Origin of the sequence: Desulfurispirillum indicum S5 (assembly GCF_000177635.2) — a bacterium.
GTDB lineage: Bacteria > Chrysiogenota > Chrysiogenetes > Chrysiogenales > Chrysiogenaceae > Desulfurispirillum > Desulfurispirillum indicum.
Genome location: NC_014836.1, coordinates 2,893,800 through 2,917,616, shown reverse-complemented (window position 1 = coordinate 2,917,616; position 23,817 = coordinate 2,893,800). Strand labels below are relative to the sequence as shown.

Here is a 23,817-nt window from a genome sequence, read left to right as displayed (position 1 = left end):
TGAGTATTTCTGCTGGCGGCCTTTTCGAAGAGCTTCCCTGAAAGAATAGGTACCTTTGGGCCGATTTATATTGAATTTTTGTGAAATATTACTATATTGCCATCATACAATGTCAATTCAGGCAATGAGTGCCTTGAAATTTCCAAAGGAGTTTAGAGATGAAAAAATTTCTGCTTGTTTCCATGGTTGCCCTATTTTTCACAATTCCATCCTTTGCCTTTGACCTCAGTGGCTGGGAAAATGGCAACGTTGCTCGTGGCCAGTGGGCGTGGTTTACCGGTCAGGCTCGTGACTGCAAAGATCCTATTCCTGTTCCCGGAACGCATACCCGTGCGGAATGGCAGCAAATGCTCACCAGCGATAAGGGCAAACTGCCCTGTGGCGGTTCCGGACTGAACCAGCGCATCATCGGACATGTGTACAAGTTCCTTTACGAGCATGCTTCCGACTCCGACAACCCCATGAACCAGAAGCCTGAGTCCTGCGGCTGATGGAGCCAACTGAAGTGCTGGTAGGAGCGGAAGATCTTGCTCATGAGCTGCTGAAGGTGGCTGACACCTTTGCCTATCCTGCGGAAGCGTGGGCCCAGGCAGCGGGTTTTGAACTGAATGATCTGGAAAGCATCTACGTGCGCTTGTTTGTCAATGACCTGGGAGGGGTAAAAGCCCCTCCCTTTGCTGGGTGTTATCTGGATGTGAACCGCTTGGACTTTATGGAGGCTTTCAGTGGTCTGGCACGCTCCAGTGGCATTGAACTGGATCGTTCCTATCCGCCGGACTATATCCCCATGATGCTTGAAGTGCTGGCCATGATGATAAAAAACGAGATGGCACCGGAACATGTAAAAGTCCATCTCGAAGATTACTTCTCCCTCTGGCCCGAGGCCTTTGTGCAGCGCCTGCAGTCCCATGATGACAGCGGACTCTATCTGGAAGCGGCGCGCTACCTTCAGCAATTGCTGGAGGACTTGGCAAGCATCTCCAGCAGAAAAATCAGCATATGAAAAAGAAACGAATACGAGGGTACCTATGAGTTTCACCAGAAGAACATTTCTCCAGGGCTCGGTTGCCACGCTTGGAGCCATGGGAGCCGTGCCGGGTTTTCGGTATGTCAGCCAGGCCCAGGAGAGCTCACCCGCGCCACAGGTGCGCTATGTCAACTCCAGCTGTGCCATTTGTACCAACAAATGTGTTTTCCGTGGCCAGGTGGTCAATGGCGTTATCAAGCGCCTTGAGCCTGAGCCCGACTTCCCGAAGGCCAGGGGTATGATGTGCGCTCGCGGCAACGCTGGTGCCTGGACTCCCTATGATCCCGATCGCGTCAAGCACCCTATGATCCGCACAGGCGAACGCGGTGAAGGGAAATGGCGCAAGGTTTCCTGGGAAGAGGCTTTTGCCTATATTGCCGAAAAGACCAACAAAGTAGTTGAAGAGGAAAATGGAAACCGCGCCTGCATCGGTTTTGTCTCCTCCGAAGGAACCTACCACGAGCATTACTGGAACCAGTTCCGCGAAGTGTTCGGGTCGCCCAACTCCCTGCGCCACCCCACGCTGTGCCTGAGTTCCGTTATCCGTGGCTTCATGTCGGTGTTTGGTACCTATCCCAGCGCAGATGTGAAGAACTCCCCTTACATTATCCTGGCGGGTGCGGATCGGGCTGAATCCATCTTTACCCCTGACACCATGGATATGTTTGGAGATAAAAGTAAAAAAATTATTTGCCTCGACCCTCGTTTTACCAAGACAGCGGCCAAGTCGAGCAAGTGGTATCCCATCAAGCCGGGCACTGACATGGCATTTGCCCTGGCCATGATGAACGTGATTATTGGCGAAGGCCTTCACGACAAGGATTTTGTCAGCAAGCACTGTGAAGGATTTGACAAGCTGGCAGAACACGTCAAGCAGTACACTCCCCAGTGGGCGGAGAAGGAAACGGATATTCCGGCTGCCGACATTCAGGCAATCGCCCGTGAATTTGCCAAAACTCCCGGTGCGGTTTTCTATCCCGGTCGTCGTTCTTCCTGGTTGGTTGATGATGTGCAGACCCGCCGCGCCATTGCCATGGTCAATGCCATTGTGGGCAGTTTCGATCGCCCCGGTGGACTGATTCCCAATATTGCCATTCCCACAAAGAGTTACTTCTACGAGCCCGCCTGGTACACTGATCCCAAGCCGCGCCTGGAGGCGGATGACGTCACCTTTCTGAATCCCCGCGATGGGGCCTGGATTCCCTGGCGCGACCGCGCCCTCAAGGGTGATCCCTATGCCATCCGCGGACTGTTTATCTACAAGCAGAACGTGGTTGACTCGGTACCCGACCGTAACAAGACCATGGAGTTGTTTAAAAAGATGGACATTATTGTCTGCATAGACACCTTCATGAGTGATACGGCCTGGTTTGCCGATGTTGTGCTTCCGGAAACCAATTACCTTGAGCGCCTTGATCCGCCTAATGCCTATGGGGTAAACGGTATTGAGCCCACGCTGACTCTGCGCCAGCCATTGATACCGCCCATGTATGACACCAAGTCCGGCTTTGAAATTTCCGTTGGACTGGCTGCCCACTTTGAGGATGAAGACGGCTTTACCCTTGATGAGTACTTCAGTGGCGATGTGGAAAGCCATACCAGGGATATGGTATCCGGTTTGCCCGGTGCTCTGGAGATGCTGAAGAAAAAAGCCTTCTACACCGATGGCCGCACGGCACCAATCGGTGCCTATCGCAGTGGCAAAAACAGGATCAATACGCCAACTGGCAAGGTTGAACTGTACAGTGAGGACTTTGAAAGCCGTGGATTTGATCCCATGCCCGTCTATCGCAAGCCTGAACAGCCAGCTGGCAACCAGTTCCGCTTTATCGTAGGTCGCCATGCCATCCATACCCACTCCATGACATCCAATTTCCCCGAGTTGAACTGGCATATGCCCGAGAATACCGTATGGATCAATGCCGCCAAGGCCAAGGAGATGGGAATCAGCTCCGGCGATGAAGTGCTCATGAGAAACCGCACTGGTGGCGAGGCGCGTATCAAGGCTCAGGTCACCGAGGCCATCCGCCCCGACTGCGTATTCTACGCCCATGGGTATGGCAGTCTGTCGAAAGGACAGCCTCTGGTCTATGGGCGCGGTGCTACCCAGTCGCAGATTCTGGAGTCTCATTACGAATCAATCTCCGGTAATGCTGCCATGCACGAAACATTCGTTGAGATCAGGAAGGTGTAACCCATGGCACAAAATAAACGCTGGACCATAGTCCTCGACCCGGACAAGTGTATTGACTGCAAGGCCTGTGATGTGGCCTGCAAGCGCGAGAATGGCATTGATGCCAAAGGCAAACAGGACGTGCGCCGCAACTGGATCGGAACTGAAGGCATCCAAGGCACCTACCCGAACCTGAAGCAGACCTTTCAGCCTGAGCAGTGTCACCAGTGCGCTAACCCCCCCTGTGTACCCGTCTGCCCCGTCAAGGCCACCTACGCCAGAGAAGACGGTGTCATAGTGGTGAACAAGAGCACCTGTATTGGTTGCACTCTCTGTGTTATCAGCTGCCCCTATGGCGCGCGCTACATGAGCGAGAATCGTAAGGCGGACAAGTGTGATTTCTGTTCCCACCGTGTCGCCCAGGGCAAAGTTCCCGCCTGCGTTGACACCTGCCCCACCAAGGTACGTGTTTTTGGCGATATGAATGACCCCAACAGTGCTGTATCCCGCCTGCTCAGGGCCAATCCCAAGGCCCGTGTTCTGCAGCCGGAAAAAGGCACGAAGCCGAACCTGCACTATATTTCGTAGACCAAGAGAATAAGGAGAGAATTATGGCCTTCATGAAAAAAACGCTGATGCCTTTTGTTGCTCTGCTGCTTTTTGCCTTTGTTGCCGTGGGATGTGGTGGTCAGGCAGCGAAATCCGCTGTTGATACCTCCAACCACGTACCCCAGGATCCCGCTCTGCGTATCACTACCCAGGAAGTGATGGATCTGTTCAAGAAGGAGTATGGTGACGCGCCTCTGATCGAGGAAACCCTCAAGAAGAACAAGAGCTTCCTGATGGTGGATGCCCGCCCCCTGCCACGTTTCCAGGAAGGCACCATTCCCGGTTCTATCCACATGCCCCCTGCTGCCGTTGAAGCTAACCTGAACAAGCTGCCCAAGGATAAACTGATCATATTCTACTGCGGTGGTTTGGCTTGTCACTTGAGCCCCGAGGCAGCAGAAATTGCCAAGAAAAATGGCTACACCAACGTGAAAGTCTACTATGAAGGCGATCCAGGCTGGAAAGCTGCCGGCAACTATCTGATCAGTGAAACTCCCTATGTGAAGCGCATGGTTGACGCCCGTGACAAGGAAAACGTCCTTGTGGTGGACTCACGTCCAGCGCTGGTATATGCCAAGGAGCATATCCCCGGTTCCGTGTCCATCCCCTGGGTTATTTTTGACCAGAAAAAAGGCCTGCTGCCCAACGACAAGAGTACCAACCTGATCTTCCTGTGTGGTGGCCACCACTGTGACCTGAGCCACTTCTCCGCTTCCGCTGCTCTGAAAATGGGCTACAAAAATGTGAAAGTGTACTCTGCTGGCGTACCTGACTGGAAAAAAGCAGGAAACCCCACCTGGGGCAACGAGTCAAGCGGCATTGTTGCGGCTCCTTCCACTGGCGCAAGCGCTACCATTTCAGCCGATGACTTCAAAAAAGCCGTGGCTTCCGGCAACTACACTATCATCGACGTACGTGGAGCCCGCGAAGTGGCGAACGGCATGATCCCCGGCGCCATTCACATTCCCGATGGCGATTTCATGGGCGATTTTGATGCTGCCATTAAAAAGGTGCCCACTGACAAGCCCGTGGTTATCCATTGTGCTACAGGCGCCCGCGCAGCTGGCGTGTTCTTTGTGATCGAAGATGAAAAAGTGAAGTTCCCCAAAGGCATTCAGTATCTGGATAAAACCATTCAGATTCGTGCTGACGGAACCTTTACTATCCAGTAAGTCTCATTAACTCCAGGGCGCGCCTTCTCCGCGCTCTGGAGATTTTTTTAAAAAAGGAGATGACTATGCATTTTCTGAAAAACAGGATCATGCCGTTTACCGCCCTTCTGCTCTTTGCCTTTATCACCATCGGCTGTGGACATGCGGCAAAGGCTCCGATTACGGTTGCTGCCTCCAGTGCTGATGACCTGATTGCCAATCGCATCGCCCTGCTGACAGAAGCCCGCAAGGTTACGCCTGAGATTTCCGTTGAGGAACTGAATAAGATGATAGAGGCAGGCGAAAATATTACTGTCATTGACGTGCGCGACCCAAATGAGTGGGAAGTCGGCGTTATTGATTTTGCAGGAACCAAGACCATTTCCCGTGGACTGCTGGAGTTCCGCGCGCCTGCTCAGGTTGATGTCAACGAGCGCATCTATGTCATCTGTAAGTCAGGTGCACGGGGAATATTCGCGTCAAAAGCTCTTATTGATCTTGGCTATCCCAGCGTAACCAATGTTGTTGGTGGCATGGATGCCTGGATGGCGGAAGGCTATCCCGTAAAATAAGCAATTCTCTCCTTCTTTTTCCTTCTTCTGCTTTACCCGCTTCGGCGGGTTTTTTTATGGGAATTACGGTGTGCCCTTTTCCTCCAGGATATCCAGGAGTTCAAGCAGATTCTGGCGGGAGAGGCGGAGAGGCTGCATGGGTGATGCCGATCGTTTTTCCCGGGGGTTGTGCAGCCATGTTTCGAGATTTTCCCTGTTCCAGGGGCGCTGATCCCGTGCGGTGTGCGGGTAATAATCTGTCAGCAGGCCGGAAAGATCCGGTGCCACTTCGCCACTGCCGAGGCTGCCCCGTATGGCTGTCAGTACGCGGTGGCAGCTGCCACAGTGCTTTGTGAAAACATCATCCCTGTGGGTGCTCGGATCATCAAAGTAGATGACCTGGGGAACTTCTCCCTGGCTGGGGGGTGTGGCACCCAGGGATGAGGCGTAAAGGGCGTTAACGATACTTATAATCATTGACTCCCGCAGATGAAACTGAGGCATGGAGGTGACCGGTGAGGCTATGGCCAGGGCCAGGGTGCCGGGAGCGTTTGCCATGGCGCTGCGATCAAGGTTGCTGGCCAGGGCGTTTCCCCGCCCGCCTATCGTATGGCAGCGACGGCACGCGAAGGAATCTATGGCCTGATTTCCCATTTCAACTTCCTGGGAGCGATCGAGGTTGAACCGGGCATAGGCTGCCGGGATGATTCCAGCGTGGGCAATCTGCTTGCGCGAAGAGCGGGGATCACCACGGTGGCAGTCGGTACAGCTGGTCAGGTGCTGGGAGTGGGGTGTGTGGCAGCTCATGCAGCGTGGCTGAACTGCTGCAGCATCTGTCGTCAGGATAACGCTTCCCAGCAGCACTCCAATCAGAATGGCAGAACGAAGGACCAATTTTCCCCCCGAAAGTAAAGTGCTATGACCGTCAGCACAAGAATACCGGCAAAGCTGATCAGTGTAATGGAATTGATGATTCCCTGATCCCTGGAAAACCACTGGGCTTTTTCTGCCGGGCGGGTGCGTGGGAGCCAGGGAAGCATGCCGAAAAAGACTCCCAGGGCGATGATCAGGTAAATAAAGGCGTTGGAATAGCTCACCAGTTCCTGCATCCACAGCAGAAACCAGCCGGAGTGCGCTGGGTTGGGCACCTCTGACATATCAGCCGCTTCCTGCAGTGGCGCGGGGATCAGGAGAGCCAGGGTTACCAGAAATACGCAGGCTGCGCCCATGGCCCTCAGAATCAATTGGAAAAAAGTAGGTGAGCTCTTGATATATTCGTGCTTCATAGGTATGGCAGCAGTCCTTTGTCTTTGCGGATACGATAAAAGTGCAGGGCGCACAGAATGATCATCAGCACGGGCAGTACGACAATATGCAGCGCGTAAAAACGAAGAATTGAGAGGGTTCCACCAATACCATCGGGAAGCAGGAAGTCGCGGACATAGCCTCCTCCGGGCACAATGGCCACCAGCTCCATTCCCGTCTGCGTTGCCCAGAGAGCCAGCTGATCCATGGGCAGCAGGTATCCCGTATAGGCGGCAAACAGTGCCAGGCAGAGAAGCGCGAACCCGATCAGCCAGTTCATCTGGCGAGGCGGGCGATAGGCACCTGTCAGAATCACACGCAGGGTGTGCAGGAAGATCAGAATCAGCAGGGCGTGGGAGCTCATGCGGTGGAGGCTGCGGATGAATTTACCGCCGCTCACATGTTCCTCCAGGAAAAGAATCGACGCGTAGGCGCCCTCACTGGTGGGCTGATAGTAAAAAACAAGCAGAAATCCACTGAAAAGAAGCATCAGAAAGGACGTCAGTGCCAGGCCACCCAGGCAGAAAGTATACTGAATCCGCAGGTTTTTTCTGATGACGACTCGCGGAAAAAGATGTACCAGGAAATCTTTGAGGGGTTCATGTACTTTCATTGGCTGACAGTCCAGTGTTGCGCGTCGCGGGAGACATGGAGCTGACGCAGTGGGCGCTCCGCTGGCCCCTGCAGTACATTTCCGGATCGATCAAAACGGCTTCCATGGCAAGGGCAGACAATCTCTGATGGGGTCACCGTCAGTGTGCAGCCCAAGTGAGTACAGGTGAGATCAAGAGCGTACACCTGGTCAGCCTGATTGCGGATCAGGGCGACCCGCGATTCCCGGTAGACCAGAGCCCCACCGGCGGGAACTGGCTCGTAATCAACATGAAGGCGCACATCCTGACGGGCGATATTTGGGCGCAGAAAGCGTACAATACCGCCAAGCGTCAGCAGGCCAAGGGCTAGTGTGAGAAATCGTCGACGTTTTCCAGAAATTGTTTCCATTTTTCCACATATGCTTTTGTGTAATTGCTGTCACGTCGTGACATCCTATCAAATCGCTGGCGCTCGTAGAAGGATCCGTTGACCATCACCTGATTCTCTTGCTGCCAGAATGAATCCAGTCCCAGGCCATCAGCTGCCGGCAGGTAAATGCGGTCTTCCGGGCTCTCCAGCAGAAACCGGCGTGGACTGTTATGACAGGCGTCACACATGGGAGTTCCCCGCTGAACCGTATGGGGGAAAAACGCCTTCCACTCTGCTGCCAGTAGCCGGTTTTCTTCGCCGACGACCTCTTCTGCTTTGATATCGCTGAAGTAGGCCAGAAACTGTGGGCGGATCGGACTGACAAGACCGCGCTGATTTATGCCGAGCGGAGGCAGATCCTGCCTTTTCAGGTAAGCGCTCCGGATATAATTTTCGGCGGTATTTCCGGTTCGGACGTGGAAGTACTCCTGAAAAGGGCTTTGCGTAAAGCGAACAAAAAAGGTTCCGTATTCCTGAGCGCCCCAGCCCGAGTGGCAGGCATAGCACTCGAGCCTTTCCATGTGGGCAGGTATTCCGTGTTCGATAATTTTCGGGTCGGGTGTGTGGCAGTCGCGACAGTATTTCGCGCTGCTTTTTCCGGCAGCCAGGCTCGGCATGCTGTGGCAGTCACCGCAGGACATTCCGGCGCGCTGATGCACATCAGGCCGCATTTTCAGATATTTCTCCCCCTGAATATCGGCACCCCGCTGATAGCGCAGGGCATCCTCGCGCGGGGCATAGCCGTAGTAATCGGCTCCAACATAATATCCCCGATGACAGGAGTGGCAACTCAGTGTGGCGGGCCTGGTCAACCGATGGGTCTGGCGTTCGAAACCATGGCAGTCAAAGCAACTCTGTACATGGCACCCTTTGCAGTTTATCTGAAAAAAATCAGGATCTGCCTTTCCCCAGCTGCGCTCAACGAAAGCCTTTTCCTTATGGCGCGTTGCCATGGGGCCCTGAAAAATCCCGACAGTGCCCTCATGGCACGCCTGGCAGCGGTGCTGAATAAGGGATGGCACCCCAGCCTGATGGTGCTCGTCAAAGGTGCCGTGGCACGCGGAGCAGGAGACCTCCGCATGAGCTCCCGTGACATGGTTCTGGTGGCAGTCCAGGCAGTTTTTGTCAGTGGCTGCCGGAAGCGGGGCGGGCATGAGCAGGACGATCAAGGCAACGAGAAAGTACACGGTAGTCAAGCTCCTTCTGGTATATCGGATCTTTGGGGTCGGTATGGCATATCAGGCACTGGTTGACAGCCCACATGCGCCGAATTTCCCGGGCGTTCAGGGGGCGTGAATTTTCACGGGTAATGGCCGAAAACGCTTCCAGCGTTCCCTCCTCCAGGGTCAGAAAGCCATCCAGAGGCTTGCGGTCAGATTTTTCACACAGCAGGGTTGGCGTGATGGAGTTCCCCTCAACCACATGCTGCCCAAAGCCGGCAAAAGCGGGATTTCCGTGGCACTCTTCGCAGCTGACAGCCTTGCTGCCGATGTTGTGGCCAAAGAAAGGGGCAAAGCGCAACCGCTGTTTTCCATCGTACACAGAGACATAACTGTCTTTCGAAAGGCTGCCATCTGCTTCTACGACCGTCACAAATGTCTGGCAACCCGGCGTGACCGGAGATATTCTGCCATGCTGATTCAATGCCAGGGGGAAGGGGTAGAGGGTGCGGTAGTCCTCGGTTTCGCTGAAGGCGCCAGGAGTATTGCGGCCTTTGATAAAATCCCTTCCCTGCTCACGCAGGTCATACTGGGTGTGGCACCCATAGCACTGCGCGACACTTCGTGAGTGGCAGCTGTAGCACTCCAGGCGTTCGTGGCCGGCGATGGTATGCTCTGGTGTCTGGGTGATCACCTTGCTTTCGTGGCGTTCACCGGTGCGCTTACTGACGAGCCAGACAGCTCCATCCTCATAAAACACATTGGAATATTTTCGCCCTTTGGAGGTCAGGATCATCTTGTCGCCCATTTTTACCTGGCGCTGGTAGTGCTGCGATTCCCGCACTGCTTCTGAGTGCTCGCGGGCTACTTCCGCGTAGGCGGGCTTCCTGTCTGCGCTGCCATGGCAGTCTTCACACCGGATTTCCACCTGTTCATACATGTTTTCATAGGCGTAGCCGTCACCCATAATATCCCGTGATGTGTGGCAGTCGATACACTCAAGGCCCCGTTTGTGGTGTATATCCGGGGCAATGGACGTCGCGTTGCGTATGCCGCTTATCAGCTCCGGGCCGGGATACCCCTGATTGGTGGGAACAAGGCTGTTGTTGCCGTCATTCTGACCTTCATAACTCATGGCAATTCGTCCGCTGCGGTTGTGGCAGCGGAAGCAGACACGATTCTCTGGCAGCACCTGCATGGCATGGGTCTCGGAGTAAGGCCACTTGCCTTGCAGGTGCCGGTCACCGCCCTGGTAGGTGGCATTGTCATTATAGGGAAAGTGGCAGGCCGCGCATCCGGCAGCATGGCTTGCCGACCACGACTGGTTGGACTCAATGCCGACGTGGCACAGGGCGCAGAACTTGCGGTACAGCTCACCGGACAGGTGATCAAGCTTTTCCACACCCTCCAGTACCAGCTCCGTACCATCGGCGCCATAGGTTTTCAGTGGCTTGCTGGCATAGAGTTTGCCGTCTTCTCCCTCCCAGGTAAGCTGAATGTTTTTGATCATTCCCGTTGCCGTGTTCATCAGGCTCGACTGCACCCGTTGCAGTTGATAGGTATGACAGCTGCCGCACGTCCTCTCCCAGTATTGCGGCGATGAGGGATTTTTGGGGCCATACATGGACCAGTGGGCAATATTTTCATCCATGGTGTCCGGGTCGCCGCCATGGCATTGGGTGCAGTCATGATGGCTGGGGGAGACCTGTTCCAGGCCCTGATGGCACTGCACGCACCCTGACGCTTTGGGCTCAGATGGGGAAAGCTGGCAGCCTGCTATCATGAGTACCAGAGCCATGAGTATGGGAAAGAGAAAGTTCATCGGACATCCAGACAGAGAAAATACGGGAAAATGTCACACGGAGCAAAGTATAGCAATGAGGGCGTCCCGTGTCATGTCATTCACAAGGCAAAGGCGAGGAATCTGCACAAGAAAAAAGCGGGGCTGTTTCCAGCCCCGCAGAAAGCTGCTCAGCAGCCCATCAGCATATCCTGCCCACGCCGTGGTGGAGTTGCTTTTTTCTCCTCGGACTTGATTTCGACCGTGTCGCCTTTTGACAGGTCGGAAGCTTTGCCCTTGTTGATCTCGATGGTCACGGTTTTCCCCTTCACATCGACCACTTTGCCCTGAAGTTCAGCGGAAACTGCCATTCCAGCGGCATAGAGTGCGATTATGGATACCAGAAAAACAATTGAAATTCTTTTGGCCATCATTCTGTGCTCCTTATTCGGTGGTATTTTAGAACATCAGCTGAAGCTGAGCGGTGAGGGTGGAAAAGTTCTCCGTGGTAACTCCGCCGAAGGTGCCTTCCTGATCGAAGTCAACCTTTGAGTACTCAAGAGTCAGTTTCAGATCCTGCCCACGCAGATAGTAATTCACGCCGACACTGTTCCAGTCAACTTCCTGGCCAATAACGCCATTCAGGCTGGCAAACGACCAGTTTTCACTGCGGGCGAAGAACTGCAGGGGCAGATTGGGCAGCATATAACCGGCCTTGATGTATCCACCGTTCTTTTCGCCGTTCAGGCCGATTGTGGCAGGATCGGGGTTGGCACCCTGGTAGGCGTCATCCAGATCGTAATCCACGTAGGCCGCGGAAACCGTGAATGTCCCCACGTCTTCCACCGGGTACTCAAAGAACAGATCCACCGTCCAGGCGCGGTAGTCAACCGGGTCGCTGCTGCCAGCCACATCAGCGTAGGCCACCTCGTCTTCCATCTGGTAGGCCGCGCCAATGGTCAGAACGCGGCGTTCACCCAGGTAGGTGCCCTTGTAGCCATATCCTGCTTCAGGATCCAGAAGGGAAACGTGGGCACGGGCACTATAGCGGAAGTTGGAATTGGGCGCTGACTCAGCGTCATTGCGGCCGTTCATGACATCAAAGCGGTACTGGAACATATTGTCTGCCAGATTTCCCCACACCGCCACGCCCTTGTCACGGGTGCCGCTGCTGGCCAGGGGAGCGCGCAGCATAGCGGAGCGATCAAGGGTCAGAGGCTCTTCACATGACTCCAGGTTTTCGCGGGTCAGGTTGTACTTGAATTTCCCCACCCATACATTCAGGCTGGGGCTCTGACGAAAGCGCATGACGGCATCCAGGATGCGGAAATCCGAATTGTTGCCGTCGCTGACGTTCATGGGAGTGATATTGTTGTCTTCGTTGAACTCGGTCTGCACATAGAGGCTGAAATTGCTTCCGTAGGCTCCCATCAGGGCCAGGCGGTTGCGGCGGAAGTTGAATTCACTGGTATTGCCCGTCCCGTCAGAGCCGGAACCGGTATCGCGGAGATTCATCTGGAACTGGGCCTTGTAGTCGAGTTTCATCAGCCCCTGATCCTCAGGTCCGAAGGACCAGATCGGGCCGGCCAGAGCCGGTGTTGCCAGCATCGACAAGCCAGCCATAAGGGACGCGGATTTTGCTATTTTCACGAGGCTACCTCCTAGGTAAATCGATGGTTCTCAATATCGTTGTTCAATCAGCAGCCGGAAGGAGCTCCGCCACCAACACTGCTGGGGGGTGTCGTGGTTTGTCTTGGGGTAAGCATATACTCCCAGTCCTCATTCTCAATCTGATTGGCACGGGGATCATCAATGGTGAGGTACAGGGTGTTGAGTTTTGGATCAATTATGTCAGTTGCTGTTGTACCTGCCGTATCTACGGAGCGGGGGTTGGTGTCCCAGGCGGTATTGGGAATAACGCCTCCCTCACCGACACCTGTTTTGATGCCACGGTAGGCATTCCACTGGCTTGCAGAACCGTCATAAATAGCGGCAGGCCAGCCGAGAATGGCGTCCAGGGCAAAGAAACTGGGTGCACAACTGGTGGCTGAGACACAGTGGGTAATGGTTACCAGGTTGGAGTTTATGTCATTGGTCTCCAGCAGGGTTACCAGCTCCTCGGCGGTCTTGAACCTGCGCAGCCCGTCTTCTTCTTTTGAGAACTCAGCATGGGGGATACCCGTAGCGTGCAGAATAATGTGTGCGCCAGGAGCCGCCTGCTGAATGATATTGATGGTACGCGTGGTCGTGGCGTCCATGCTGGCGAGATTGGCATCCACCGCCTGCAGCATCTCACCGATGGAGTAGCGGAGGCCATCCTGCAGGGCGCCGTTGTCTCGTACGCTGAAACTGGAGGTGCGTGGCTCAGGCTTCACATAAACATCCATGCCGTAGGTTGCAATATCCCAGCTGTTATCGGCGATGGACGCTTCCCAGGCGGCGTTCCCGCCATTAAGGAGCTTGATGCGTTCTTTGGGGAAGCCCCAGTAGCGCAGGTGGAAGTAGGCGCGGGAAACCCGGTATAAGTCAGCTGCACCAGTGCCCACAAAGGTCAGCACGATGGTGGAGTTGCCGTTGACGCCAGCTGGCTGCAGAATCGCATCCATAGTTTCGCCAGTGGCGGTCATGGTACCGTTAAATGCCAGGCCTTCCAGGCGGTTGGCGTTCAGGAGACCCTGATCCCAGAGGTAGGCGCCAGGGATGCTGGGGCTGTCATCGTATGCAGTGTCAGGACTTACCTGCAGAATGACCACATTTTCACTGTGGGCAGCGGCATTCACCAGCCCCTGATCCATCCAGGACTTCAGGGTCGCTGGTTCGATAAGCGGAGTCGGGGTGAGCGTCAGCGCCTGCTTGGTATGGTTTGTGTAGCTGTCGGAGCCACTGCAGCCGACGATCAGCAGGCCTGTTGCCAGGATCATGGCCAGCAGCAGAACCAGTTTACTCTGCTTCAATGGGGTGAAAAACATTTTCATGATACCTCCATCCTTCTTCATAGTGTTTGTCTCTCCATGGGTGCTGTGCACCGGTAAACGGGTGAATATGCCTCCTTCTTGAGTGTCGGGAACGTGCTGAATGGTTTGCAACCATCACGTGAAATGTTTCCCAAATTAATACTATGCAAGAATTGCCATATTGTCAAGAAGAAGTATGCATAAAAGGCCATAATGAAATATACCTGTTATATGGAGAAGTGGAAGGTAATGCGCATGAGATTTTCAATATAAAGCATTGTAAGATAGGCGCATGAGTTTTAATGGCGAAAACGCCATATATATTTAAGCTCTTTGAAGAAAATATGTTTAATGGAGCTGGTGAGCTTTTTTCGGTGCCTCCCCGTCAAGGAGTGTGCAAGCTCCAAGTGGTATAGTAACGCATCAGTCAGCCTCTTGATGTCCTTGATGTTTCGGAGTAAAGCTATGGCAGATGCCCGTTGGCATACGTATTTCTCAAAGGTGCATTATGCTGCTCTATAGTATGACGGTGTTGTGTGTTCTCATCAGCGCCATCGTCAATTTTTCCCGCACCCGCGAGGGTATTGTCAAAGGCGGCAGAATGTTTGCCAATCTCCTGCCGCCGCTGCTGGCCATACTGGCTCCTCTTGCGATAGCACTCAGTCTGCTTGACCCCGCTTCCATCGAAAGGTGGCTTGGGCAGACTTCCGGCCTGGTAGCCTACCTTGGAGCCGCCCTGCTGGGAGCGGTGGTCATGATGCCTGGCTTTGTAGCTTTTCCCATCGCCGCGCTCCTGCTGAACAATGGCGTTGCCTATCCCATTATCGCCGTCTTCGTCACGTCACTGATGATGGTGGGGGTGGTGACTCTCCCCCTGGAGCGGCAGTACTTTGGCTGGCGCATAGCCCTGGCCCGCAATGGTCTGAGCTTTGTGGGTTCCCTGGTGATCGGGGTGCTCATGTGGCTGCTGTGGGGGATGCTATGAGCGCCTACCTGGCACAGCATCGCCGCAGCCTTGGGGTGATTTTGCTTTTTATCCTGGGCGTTGGGCTCTCCCATCTGCTGGACTGGAATTCCGGAGTGCAGATTGGGCTGAGTTTTGGCGACTCCCTGCTGGAGGTCCTCTCCGTGCTGCCGGCTGTCTTTATTCTCATCGGACTGATGGATGTGTGGATTCCCCGGGATTTTGTCCAGCGCCACACCGGGCAGGACGCCGGGCTCATCTCCATGCTGTGGATGGTGCTGCTGGCCATGTTCCAGGCCGGACCCCTCTATGTGGCCTTTCCTATCGTCTATCTCATGTGGAAAAAGGGCACCAGTGTGCGCAATATCTTTGTGTATATCGGGGCCTTCTCCACCATGAAGCTGCCCATGCTGGGCTTTGAAATCACCTTTCTGGGGCTGCAGTTCACCATTGTGCGCTCCCTGGTGACCCTGCCAGTGTTTATTGTCATTGCCATTATCATGGATCGCTGGTTCCGCGAAAGCTTTACGGTGTTGGAGGGAGGGGGAAAGAAATAAATGTCAAATAGTGCGCGGGTTGTGGTTGAGCGAAACAGGGTATCAGTTATGAAGGCTTCCCGAAATAGCATGCCATATTTTCAATTTCAGCTCCTCGCTGTCGGATTCCTCGGCCAGATGGGCTGCAATGAGCTCCCTCAGGAGTTCTTTGCCAATATTCCCGGCAGCCACGTGGTAGCTGATATTCTCCATTTCTCGGATAAAGCTGCTGGCACAATACAAGTAGCCGTTTAACAACAACATCTGCGCAGAGAGGGTTATGGCAATGCGTTTGTTCCCATCCTGAAAACAGTGGAACTTGCAGGCGCAAAAGAACAGGTGGGTGAGCTTATCCTCGAATGTTGGGTAGTAGTCATCGTTCTGGATATTCTGAAGCACACTGTCCAGCTTGCCAAGCTCCAGGTGCCCAAGGGTTCCACCACCACTCACTTCAACTGTTTTGGCATGGACCTCTATGGCCTGATCCAGCGTAAGATAGACCAATGCCATTAACCACGCTCTTTCAGGCGCTTCATGACATCTCTGGACTCTTCCAGACGCTCGGACAGTTCCTTGCTTTTTTCACCCAGAAAGCGTTCGAACTCATCCCGCTGTACCGGAGTTACATATTCCTTGAGCTGCAGATGGAGAGCATCCCGGAAGGCCAGGTCACGGCTGGCCATCTTCGAACGCGCCTTTTCAATCAAGGGACGCCAGTGCGCCTGATTCGCAAAGTCGTTGAACAGGGCATCCACTTCGCCGACCGATAGCTTTCTGCCAACCTGGTCGGCTGCCTTACGTAGCGCATCCCCCAGACCACACTCATAGGATGCGATCAGATCCAGTACCTCGGAATACAAGGTATCCCGCACCTTGTCCTTTTGCCCCAGGCGCAGGATTTTACGGTACTCCTGTGCCTTTTCACGGAATATGCTGACATATATCCTGTCTGTGTAAATTGCATACTTGAAGTTGCCCATTGCCACGCAATCCATCAGGGCGTCGGTAAACTGCTTGCGATAGTTTTCCTCGATGAAGGCGGAGTGCAGGAACTCCTCATCCCGCTGGTTGATGTATTTGGTTCCACCACCAGTACGGTGATTGATGGTGTCTATCACAATGTCCAAAATAGCCTGGCGCAGCAGCTTTGCCCGCTCGCTTTCCGAAATAAGCATGGCAAGATTGAGAAAGGCTCGAAAATCGAAAACTCCCAGCTGAGGAGTCTTGGATATGTTCCCGAAATTCGTTTCGTGAACACCCAATGCGAGAATGGACTCCTTCAATGTTTTCAAACGGTTACCCTTGATGACCTCATAACCATTTTGCGCCAGTTCTTCAGTGTGGTGTTCCAGGTAATTTTCGATAGTACGAACAGTTACCTCAAAGAACTCCGCCACCTGCTCCTTGAGGACAACGTTTTTGCCTTCAAAGGGAATACCCTGAATACCCGCCGCTTTTTCAATTTCAGCCAAGGCATAAGGGTTGTTGAGGATGTTCTGTCGATCAATGGCGGAGCTGGTCAGGTCCTTGGCCATGTTCTCTCCTTGCACACTTGGATAATTCCTGGCTGTGGAATCGAGGCTGAACTCCAATTCATTCCTTTGGCACACAATAGTTCAGGGGGGGAGAAGCGGTCAAATCAATTTGCCTGTAGAGAGAGGCAGGCTGAACTGCTGATATCGGGTCATGTCAGCAGTTTTTTAATCTCTTCTGTGCACAGGAGTTTGCCGGTGGATTTCAGCTCACCGTCAATGGCGATTCCCGGGGCGATCATGATACCCATTCCGATGATTGCGTTTATATCGGTGATCTTTTCCAGTTCATAGTTGGCGTCGCTTTCCTCTATCAGGCTGCTGAAAAACCCTCATCTGCGGTGTTGCCCGCCGTCGCGCGTCATTGCAACGTACGGGGAGTACGCTTCATTCCACGCTCCGCGAGCGCCTTGCACCTGAGCATTTTTCAATTGCCTGCGTATTTTTAAGTATTTCAGCAAGCTGCTATGGCTCTGTGGGCGTTTTCCACTTGCTGGCGACACCTGGCGCAGCCAACCCCGAAGATCTGCAGTTTCTTCATGTACTCTCCTGAAGGTGTTGTTTTATAGTACAAGGTACGCTATGGGGAAAAGTTTGAAACTCCATTTCGCCCATGCAAGGAAACTCTGAAGAAGGAGTCACGTCATGAAATACCCTATGCTGTTTTTGCTTGTAACCCTGTTGTGCCTGGTGCCGGCTGTGCTGGCCGGTGAATTTCCGGAAAACATGATCCAGTTTGAGGTCAGCGCTGAAGGGGAGGTGGAAAACGACACCATCACCGTAATGCTGCGATATCAGACTCAGTCTGCCCAGCCCTCTGTGGCGGCCGATGAGGTGAATCGCACCATGGAGTGGATGCAGCGTCAGCTGGGCTCCTTTGCTGATGTCAAGAGCCGCCACCGTGGCTACCGCACCACTCCCCTGCCCCAGAGTGCTGAACAGCGGGGCCGCGAACCGATCATCTGGCAGGTGCAGCAGGAGGTGGAGCTGCGCTCCACAAATATCGTTCAGATGCAGCAGGCCATTGCGCGCCTGCAGGAGAGGCTGGCGGTGACTTCCGTGGTATTTTCTCCCTCACCTCAGTTACATGACCGGCAAAGCGATGCGTTGACCCGTCAGGCGTTGCAGAAGTTTCGCCAGCAGGCGGAGCTGATTCGCAAGGAACTGGGGGCCAGGAGCTATCGCCTGGGTCAGCTGCACGTGAACAGTTACAGCCAGGAGCCTCCCCGCGATATGTTCCTGCAGCGCAGCAGCGCGGAGGTGAGCACCATGTCCATCGCGCCGCCGGCCATGGAATCTGGCAGCAGCCGCATTCAGGTGCGGGTGGGGGGGAGCATTTTCCTCGACTTCTAGCAGCCTGCTAGCAGGAGTCACCCTTCGTCACCTGACGAAGCGGGGAATTCTATGTGGAAGCACGCGCCACCGTTACGGTTTTCGACGCTGATCGTTCCCTTCAGTCGCTCCTGCACCAGCATGCGGGCGATATAGAGCCCAATCCCCATTCCGTCTGTTTTGCCGCTTACAGAGGGCTCGAATATTTTCCCCTGTAAGTGGGAAGCGATCCCGCCGCCATTATCGGCAACAGACAAGGCAACCCGCCCATTGGCGCACCTGAGGGTCACCTGGATGCGAGGCTCGTCTACCCGACGCAGCTGAAAGGTATCCAGGGCGTTCTCCATCAGCACCATGGTGGCATGGACCAGTGCTGTGGGGTGGCTTACGACCTGGCATGGCTTGTCCGGAAAGGTGTAGTGGACATCAACGCCCTGCTGTAACAGTCTTTCATGAAGGATTGCCAGCACATGCTTGATCATGGTGTGGGGGAAAAAGGCCTCACAGTTTGTATTGGCGGAATAAAAGCTGCGGAAGTCTTCAATGGTTCCGCCCATGGTGGCCAGGCACTGGTGCATGTACTCAAGCACCTGATTGATGCGCTGATCATGGGAGGTGGATTCACCCTTTGCTTCCTGGTATACCTCCAGTTCACTCACCAACGCGCCTATGCGTGCCAGGGGCGAGCGCCACTGGTGGGCCACCATCCCCACTGAGCGTCCCACGCTTGCAAAACGGGACTGTTCCACCAGAAGCTGGCGCTGCATTTCGTGCTCACGGTGCTGGTCACGGGCCTGCTTGGCAATGGCCAGGGAGAGCATGGTGACCAACAGGGTCTGACCAACGGGTATGGACCAGAACACCAGCTTAAGGTTACTGATCAGGCCGTATTGGGCCAGGAAGATAATACCGGCCAGGAGGACAATAAAGAGCACCTGCCCCATCAGGAAGAACCAGCCACCGCTGACTCCTCGCCTGACAGCCAGCACGCCCGCTGCCACTAAACCCGCATAGCTAAGAAGCAGTAGTGGCTGCATTATGATGTTCTGGCTGGCGTATATCCACGGGTACCAGGGTGCTGCCACAAATAGAAGGATCGCCAGGCTCGTCAGTATCGCCATAAGTTTTATGCACTTGTCCATCGTGGGCATGGTGCGACGGGTTTCCAGGAAGTAAATGCAAAGCAGCAGCAAAAAGAGAATTGATCCAAGGCCCATCAGCCAGTTGCTGTAAAACCAGATCGGTGCCGGTATCCCCAGGGAAATAATGCGCGCAACCCCGCTGTAGCCCATCATAAACCCAAAGGCACAAAAGCAGTAGCCCAGATAGAACAGGATACTGCCGCGTCGCATCATTAGTCCACTCATCAGGCTGTATATCGCCAAAGCCGCCAGCAGGCCAAAGTACAGGCCCCACTTGAACAGCTCAATCACCTGCTCGCGGGAGTAGTCCGCCGGGGAAGCCACCCGCCAGTCAGTCTCAATGGCTCCCCGCGTTTCCAGGCGGGTCAGCAGGGTATAGGTCTGGCCCGGCTCAACAGAAAGCAGCAGGTGGCCAAACTGACTGGCCTGATGCTGGTTCCGCTGATCAGAGAAGTAACCCAGGTTTCTACGGAACTCAAAACCATGCTCTGCCTCCACAAACACATCAATATGGTTGACGAATGGACGCTGGTTATATAGCACCAGTTCCTGCGCCCTGGGGTGGGAGTTGGTAATGTTCAGGCGCGTCCAGATGGGATAACTCAGATAGCCAAGATTGCTGCGTTCCAGGGGAAGCCACTCCTGGCTCTCCCTGGCTGAGGCGTAGGTATGAATGTGTTGGGGATCGGGCAGATATTCGATATGGGACAGGAGGGATGGGGTCAGGTCACGGTTGGCAGCATCAAAGGCAACCATCTGCCCATTGGCTGCAGAGAGCCACAGCAGCAGGGAAGTGCCCAGAGCCGCCAGCAGGCGTACGCGCCAGTGCCTGTGGTTAAGCACGGCTCACCAATACTTTTCCGGCAAGCGGGTTTTGCCACATGTCAGCGTCCTCCATCAGTAAATGGCAAATCAGCTACAGTTAAAAATAATAACCATTGCGCGATACAAATTGCAACTTTTTGTGCAGACTATTTCCCTGTTTATGGCTCAACCGGTTTGCCCGCTCGCTCTTAACGCACTACTGAAGTTTCATTCATCCGCACCTGCGTTGCCTTTGCGACCATCTTCCCCTCTGTTTTCAGGTTTTACATTTTTTTTACATTCCGCTGATAGTTCCATGACACCGGGATCGTATCCTCTCTGCAGTTTTAATTGCACAAACGCATGGAAAAAACGCAAGGAGAAGATGCATGAAAGTCAAAGGCGTAATGAAAGGACTGGCCACCCTGCTGGTATCGGCAAGCGTACTGGCCGTCACCGCCACAGCAGATGTCGATCCCAAGCTTCCTACCTACAAGGAAACCCGTGGTGTTTCCGGTAACCTGTCCAGTATTGGTTCCGACACCCTCAACAATCTGATGACTCTGTGGGCTGAGGAGTTCCAGGGCTTCTACCCCAACGTTAACATCCAGATTCAGGGTGCCGGTACTTCCACCGCTCCTCCTGCTCTGACAGAGGGAACTTCCAACTTCGGTCCCATGAGCCGTGGCATGCGCGACACGGAAAAGGCAGCCTTTGAGCAGCGTCATGGATATCCCCCCGTACTGGTACCTGTGGCCATCGACATGGTTGCGGTGTTTGTCAACAAGGACAACCCCATCCAGGGCCTGTCTATTCCCCAGATTGACGCCATTTTCTCTTCCACCCGTCGCTGCGGACTGGGCAATGACATCAACCGCTGGGGCCAGGTTGGCCTGACCGGTGCCTGGGCCAACCGTGACATCACCCTGTACAGCCGTAACGCCGTTTCCGGTACCTATGGCTTCTTCCGTCAGCACGCCATGTGTGATGGTGACTTCAAGGACAGCATCAACGAGCAGCCTGGCTCCTCTTCTGTTGTTCAGGGTGTCACTGAGTCCCTGAATGGCATTGGCTACTCCGGTATTGGCTACCGCACTTCCGGTGTACGCGTGGTTCCCCTTGCCCGTGAGCATGGCGGAAAATTTGCTGAAGCCACTGCCGAGAATGCTGCCAGCGGCGATTACCCCTTGGCCCGCTACCTGTACCTGGCTGTAAACAAGCACCCCAACCGTCCCCTGCCTCCCATGGAGCGTGAGTTCCTGAAGATGGTTCTCTCCAAGCAGGGTCAGGACGTGGTAAACCGCGATGGCTTTGTGCCCCTGCCCGAGTCAGTGGCTGGCAAAATCCGCAAAGATCTTGGCCTTGACTGATAGCGTCTGACGTCTCTTGCCCCCCCAGAGCCGTTGCGGGAGACCGCAACGGCTTGTGGTGCGTGAGGGGCAGGCACCTTGTTTTTCTCCTTGCAAATATAGAACTGGTTGAGGGAGTAACCTTCCATGACAACACGAACAGCCAACGGGTCATCTATTCTGCCCAGTCCCGAGCGGCGGGAGAAGTTGCGTAAGTGGCGCGGCTTCAAGGACCACGGCACCAAGTACGGGGTCGCCTTTGGTGGCTTCAGCGTTATCGGAGCTCTGGCTCTGATTTTTATTTTTCTGTTTATCGAGGTTCTGCCCATCTTCCGGCCGGCGACTATGGAGTTCAAGGCCCAGCACAGTGTGGCAGCCACAAGTGGCGCGGAAGTGCTGCTCACATCGGTGGACCGTTATCTGGAAGTGGGGGTGAGTTTTGATCGCTCCGGCCGGGTGCTGTTTTTTGAACCCTACGAAGGTCGGACTCTCCTGGATGAACAGGTCTCCTTTGGCGCCGGGGAACAGGTCACCAGCTTTGCCCATGCCGAGGAGCGCACCGGTCTGGTGGCCTTTGGTCTGGATAATGGCAAGGCGCTGGTGGTGAGCCACGCCTACGACCTTTCCTACCCCGATGATGTGCGCCTGGTCACCCCCAAGCTGGAATATGTGCTGGGGGAAGAGGCGGTAGTGGTGGATGCCCAGGGGCAACCCCTGGAGGCTCTGGCCATTCAGCGCGGGCCGCGGGGCTACATTGTGGCGGGTTCCACGGCTGATGGCCGCCTGCTGCTGGTGGTCTACGGTACCCAGACCCACTTTATGACGGGAGCGGTGACGGTGACCCGCACAGCCTATGAACTGGAAAACCCCGGAAGTACCATTCAGCGTATTCTCCTTGATAATATGATGCAGGCCATGTACGTGGCCGATGACCGTGGCCATGTCCATTACTATGACATCAGCACCCCCTCCAGCGCCCACCTGGTCAACAGCACTCGCGTGGTGGCCGAGGGGCAGACCATCAGCTCTCTCGCTTTTCTGTTGGGCACCGTGTCCATAGTGGTGGGCAGCAGCGATGGCAGCGTGGCCCAGTGGTTTCTGATGCGCGACGAGGAAAACATCCGCAACCTGACCCATATCCGGGAATTTGACTCCCACAGCGCCCCCATTACTGCCATTACGGCGGAGCATGCCCGCAAGGGATTTGTCACCGGCGATGCCAGCGGAGTGATAAAAGTGCACTATGGCACCTCGTCCCGCACCCTGCTGGCGGAGAAAATCTTTGATGGGAATCCGGTGCAGGCCATGGGTCTGGCACCCCGCAACAACGGCTTCATTGCCGCCGATGACCGCAACCAGCTGCGTTTTTACGAGCTGCGCAACCCCCATCCTCAGGTTTCCTGGGCGGCCCTGTGGGAAAAGGTCATGTACGAAGGGCGCAGCGAAGCTGATTTTGTCTGGCAGTCCTCATCGGCCACCGACGAATTTGAGTCCAAGTTCAGCCTGGTGCCCATGACCGTGGGAACCATCAAGGCGGCCTTCTACGCCATGCTTTTTGCGGTTCCCCTGGCGGTGATGGGCGCCATCTATACCGCCTACTTCATGAGTCCCAAGATGCGCGGGCTGGTCAAGCCCATCATTGAGATCATGGAAGCCCTGCCCACCGTTATTCTCGGCTTCCTGGCCGGTTTGTGGCTGGCACCCTTTGTGGAAAACAACCTGCCCTCGGTGTTCAGCGTCCTGCTGCTGATGCCCCTGGGTATGATCGCCTTTGCCTATCTGTGGACCAAGGTCCGCCCCCGTCTCATGCACATCGTGCCCGATGGCTGGGAGAGTGCCCTGCTGATCCCTGTGATCCTGGTAATCGGCTGGGCCTGTGTCACCGCCAGCCCCTTTATCGAGATATGGTTCTTCGATGGCAGCATGCGTCAGTGGTTCACGGAAAATGGCATCACCTATGACCAGCGCAACGCCCTGGTGGTAGGCATTGCCATGGGCTTTGCCGTCATCCCCACCATCTTCTCCATTGCCGAGGACGCCATCTTCACCGTGCCCAAGCACCTGACCCAGGGTTCCCTGGCCCTGGGGGCCACCCCCTGGCAGACCGTGACCAAAGTGGTTCTGCTGACCGCCAGCCCCGGCATCTTCTCGGCCATCATGATCGGCCTGGGTCGTGCCGTGGGTGAGACCATGATCGTGCTCATGGCCACGGGCAACAGTCCGGTGGTCAACTTCAATATCTTTGAAGGCATGCGTACCCTGTCAGCCAATATCGCGGTGGAAATGGCGGAGACGGCCGTGGGCAGCACCCACTACCGCATCCTCTACCTGTCGGCCCTGGTGCTCTTTGCCCTGACGTTTGTGGTGAACACCATCGCGGAGCTGGTAAGGCAGCGGCTGCGGAAGCGTTATGCTTCGCTGTAAC

At 54.9% G+C, this 23,817-nt stretch carries 24 protein-coding genes; 11 read left to right on the top strand and 13 right to left on the bottom strand.

The features are described 5' to 3' along the window. Window positions 1–158: 158 nt before the first annotated feature. From SELIN_RS13500 to SELIN_RS13475, 6 genes are all read left to right on the top strand, one after another. Window positions 159–491: a hypothetical protein gene (locus SELIN_RS13500; protein WP_013507191.1), complete on the top strand. Its 333-nt coding sequence runs from the start codon at window positions 159–161 to the stop codon at window positions 489–491. Continuing rightward, a complete protein-coding gene (locus SELIN_RS13495) occupies window positions 491–1,003 on the top strand; it encodes a TorD/DmsD family molecular chaperone (protein WP_041726173.1) in 513 nt (170 codons plus the stop codon). Before SELIN_RS13500 ends, SELIN_RS13495 begins: the two co-directional genes overlap by 1 nt. Window positions 1,004–1,028: 25 nt before the next feature. Continuing rightward, on the top strand, window positions 1,029–3,221 hold the full coding sequence (locus SELIN_RS13490; protein WP_013507189.1) for a molybdopterin-containing oxidoreductase family protein: 2,193 nt from the start codon (window positions 1,029–1,031) through the stop codon (window positions 3,219–3,221). 3 nt (window positions 3,222–3,224) lie between these two features. Then, a complete protein-coding gene (locus SELIN_RS13485) occupies window positions 3,225–3,788 on the top strand; it encodes a 4Fe-4S dicluster domain-containing protein (RefSeq protein ID WP_013507188.1) in 564 nt (187 codons plus the stop codon). A gap of 23 nt (window positions 3,789–3,811) precedes the next feature. After that, window positions 3,812–4,981, top strand: coding sequence for a rhodanese-like domain-containing protein (locus tag SELIN_RS13480; RefSeq protein WP_013507187.1), 1,170 nt, complete (start codon window positions 3,812–3,814; stop codon window positions 4,979–4,981). 65 nt (window positions 4,982–5,046) lie between these two features. Continuing rightward, window positions 5,047–5,532 carry a rhodanese-like domain-containing protein gene (locus SELIN_RS13475; protein WP_013507186.1) on the top strand — a complete coding sequence of 162 codons (486 nt, stop codon included), beginning with the start codon at window positions 5,047–5,049 and terminating at the stop codon, window positions 5,530–5,532. 63 nt (window positions 5,533–5,595) lie between these two features. Here the strand turns inward: SELIN_RS13475 and extS are convergent, their stop codons facing one another. The 9 genes from extS to extH form a co-directional block, all read right to left on the bottom strand. Next, complete coding sequence (extS, locus tag SELIN_RS13470) at window positions 5,596–6,405, bottom strand: selenite/tellurite reduction operon c-type cytochrome lipoprotein ExtS (RefSeq protein ID WP_013507185.1); 810 nt, start codon at window positions 6,403–6,405, stop codon at window positions 5,596–5,598. Further along, window positions 6,381–6,740 carry a selenite/tellurite reduction operon b-type cytochrome membrane protein ExtQ gene (gene extQ, locus SELIN_RS13465; RefSeq protein ID WP_198007103.1) on the bottom strand — a complete coding sequence of 120 codons (360 nt, stop codon included), beginning with the start codon at window positions 6,738–6,740 and terminating at the stop codon, window positions 6,381–6,383. Before extQ ends, extS begins: the two co-directional genes overlap by 25 nt. A gap of 53 nt (window positions 6,741–6,793) precedes the next feature. Beyond that, complete coding sequence (locus SELIN_RS13460) at window positions 6,794–7,429, bottom strand: cytochrome b N-terminal domain-containing protein (RefSeq protein ID WP_013507183.1); 636 nt, start codon at window positions 7,427–7,429, stop codon at window positions 6,794–6,796. Continuing rightward, window positions 7,426–7,818, bottom strand: coding sequence for a QcrA and Rieske domain-containing protein (locus tag SELIN_RS15025; protein ID WP_013507182.1), 393 nt, complete (start codon window positions 7,816–7,818; stop codon window positions 7,426–7,428). Before SELIN_RS15025 ends, SELIN_RS13460 begins: the two co-directional genes overlap by 4 nt. Next, window positions 7,776–9,026, bottom strand: a complete 1,251-nt coding sequence (gene extO, locus SELIN_RS13450) for a selenite/tellurite reduction operon b-type cytochrome iron-sulfur cluster-binding subunit ExtO (protein WP_013507181.1) — start codon at window positions 9,024–9,026, stop codon at window positions 7,776–7,778. The genes SELIN_RS15025 and extO overlap by 43 nt, the downstream gene beginning before the upstream one ends. After that, window positions 8,965–10,821: a selenite/tellurite reduction operon c-type cytochrome ExtM gene (gene extM, locus SELIN_RS13445; RefSeq protein ID WP_013507180.1), complete on the bottom strand. Its 1,857-nt coding sequence runs from the start codon at window positions 10,819–10,821 to the stop codon at window positions 8,965–8,967. The genes extO and extM overlap by 62 nt, the downstream gene beginning before the upstream one ends. A gap of 149 nt (window positions 10,822–10,970) precedes the next feature. Further along, entirely contained in the window at window positions 10,971–11,213 is a 243-nt protein-coding gene (extJ, locus tag SELIN_RS13440) for a selenite/tellurite reduction operon protein ExtJ (protein WP_041726168.1), read from the bottom strand. 25 nt (window positions 11,214–11,238) lie between these two features. Beyond that, entirely contained in the window at window positions 11,239–12,429 is a 1,191-nt protein-coding gene (extI, locus tag SELIN_RS13435) for a selenite/tellurite reduction operon porin ExtI (RefSeq protein ID WP_013507178.1), read from the bottom strand. A gap of 47 nt (window positions 12,430–12,476) precedes the next feature. Then, the gene (gene extH / locus SELIN_RS13430) at window positions 12,477–13,754 is read right to left on the bottom strand and encodes a selenite/tellurite reduction operon rhodanese-like protein ExtH (RefSeq protein WP_013507177.1); all 1,278 of its coding nucleotides are present in this window, start codon (window positions 13,752–13,754) and stop codon (window positions 12,477–12,479) included. Window positions 13,755–14,241: 487 nt separating this feature from the next. Here extH and SELIN_RS13425 point away from each other — a divergent pair, with 487 nt between their 5' ends. Together SELIN_RS13425 and SELIN_RS13420 are read left to right on the top strand one after the other, a co-directional pair. Then, window positions 14,242–14,718, top strand: a complete 477-nt coding sequence (locus SELIN_RS13425; protein WP_013507176.1) for a hypothetical protein — start codon at window positions 14,242–14,244, stop codon at window positions 14,716–14,718. Beyond that, window positions 14,715–15,254: a hypothetical protein gene (locus tag SELIN_RS13420; RefSeq protein WP_013507175.1), complete on the top strand. Its 540-nt coding sequence runs from the start codon at window positions 14,715–14,717 to the stop codon at window positions 15,252–15,254. The genes SELIN_RS13425 and SELIN_RS13420 overlap by 4 nt, the downstream gene beginning before the upstream one ends. A gap of 42 nt (window positions 15,255–15,296) precedes the next feature. On the opposite strand, the gene SELIN_RS13415 is transcribed toward SELIN_RS13420, so the two are convergent. The 3 genes from SELIN_RS13415 to SELIN_RS13405 form a co-directional block, all read right to left on the bottom strand. Continuing rightward, complete coding sequence (locus SELIN_RS13415; RefSeq protein ID WP_013507174.1) at window positions 15,297–15,743, bottom strand: type II toxin-antitoxin system death-on-curing family toxin; 447 nt, start codon at window positions 15,741–15,743, stop codon at window positions 15,297–15,299. Beyond that, window positions 15,743–16,768 (bottom strand): hypothetical protein, encoded by a 1,026-nt coding sequence (locus SELIN_RS13410; protein WP_013507173.1) that lies wholly within the window; start codon window positions 16,766–16,768, stop codon window positions 15,743–15,745. The genes SELIN_RS13415 and SELIN_RS13410 overlap by 1 nt, the downstream gene beginning before the upstream one ends. Before the next feature lie 149 nt (window positions 16,769–16,917). After that, window positions 16,918–17,079: a thioredoxin family protein gene (locus SELIN_RS13405; RefSeq protein ID WP_425481180.1), complete on the bottom strand. Its 162-nt coding sequence runs from the start codon at window positions 17,077–17,079 to the stop codon at window positions 16,918–16,920. Window positions 17,080–17,410: 331 nt separating this feature from the next. On the opposite strand from SELIN_RS13405, the gene SELIN_RS13400 reads away from it, so the two are divergent. After that, window positions 17,411–18,118: an SIMPL domain-containing protein gene (locus SELIN_RS13400; protein ID WP_013507172.1), complete on the top strand. Its 708-nt coding sequence runs from the start codon at window positions 17,411–17,413 to the stop codon at window positions 18,116–18,118. A gap of 17 nt (window positions 18,119–18,135) precedes the next feature. Here the strand turns inward: SELIN_RS13400 and SELIN_RS13395 are convergent, their stop codons facing one another. Then, window positions 18,136–20,082, bottom strand: coding sequence for a sensor histidine kinase (locus SELIN_RS13395; protein WP_013507171.1), 1,947 nt, complete (start codon window positions 20,080–20,082; stop codon window positions 18,136–18,138). A 350-nt stretch (window positions 20,083–20,432) separates the two neighbouring features. On the opposite strand from SELIN_RS13395, the gene SELIN_RS13390 reads away from it, so the two are divergent. Both SELIN_RS13390 and SELIN_RS13385 read left to right on the top strand, forming a co-directional pair. Next, window positions 20,433–21,413: a PstS family phosphate ABC transporter substrate-binding protein gene (locus SELIN_RS13390; protein WP_013507170.1), complete on the top strand. Its 981-nt coding sequence runs from the start codon at window positions 20,433–20,435 to the stop codon at window positions 21,411–21,413. A gap of 126 nt (window positions 21,414–21,539) precedes the next feature. Then, a complete protein-coding gene (locus SELIN_RS13385) occupies window positions 21,540–23,816 on the top strand; it encodes an ABC transporter permease subunit (RefSeq protein ID WP_013507169.1) in 2,277 nt (758 codons plus the stop codon). Window position 23,817 lies beyond the last annotated feature (1 nt).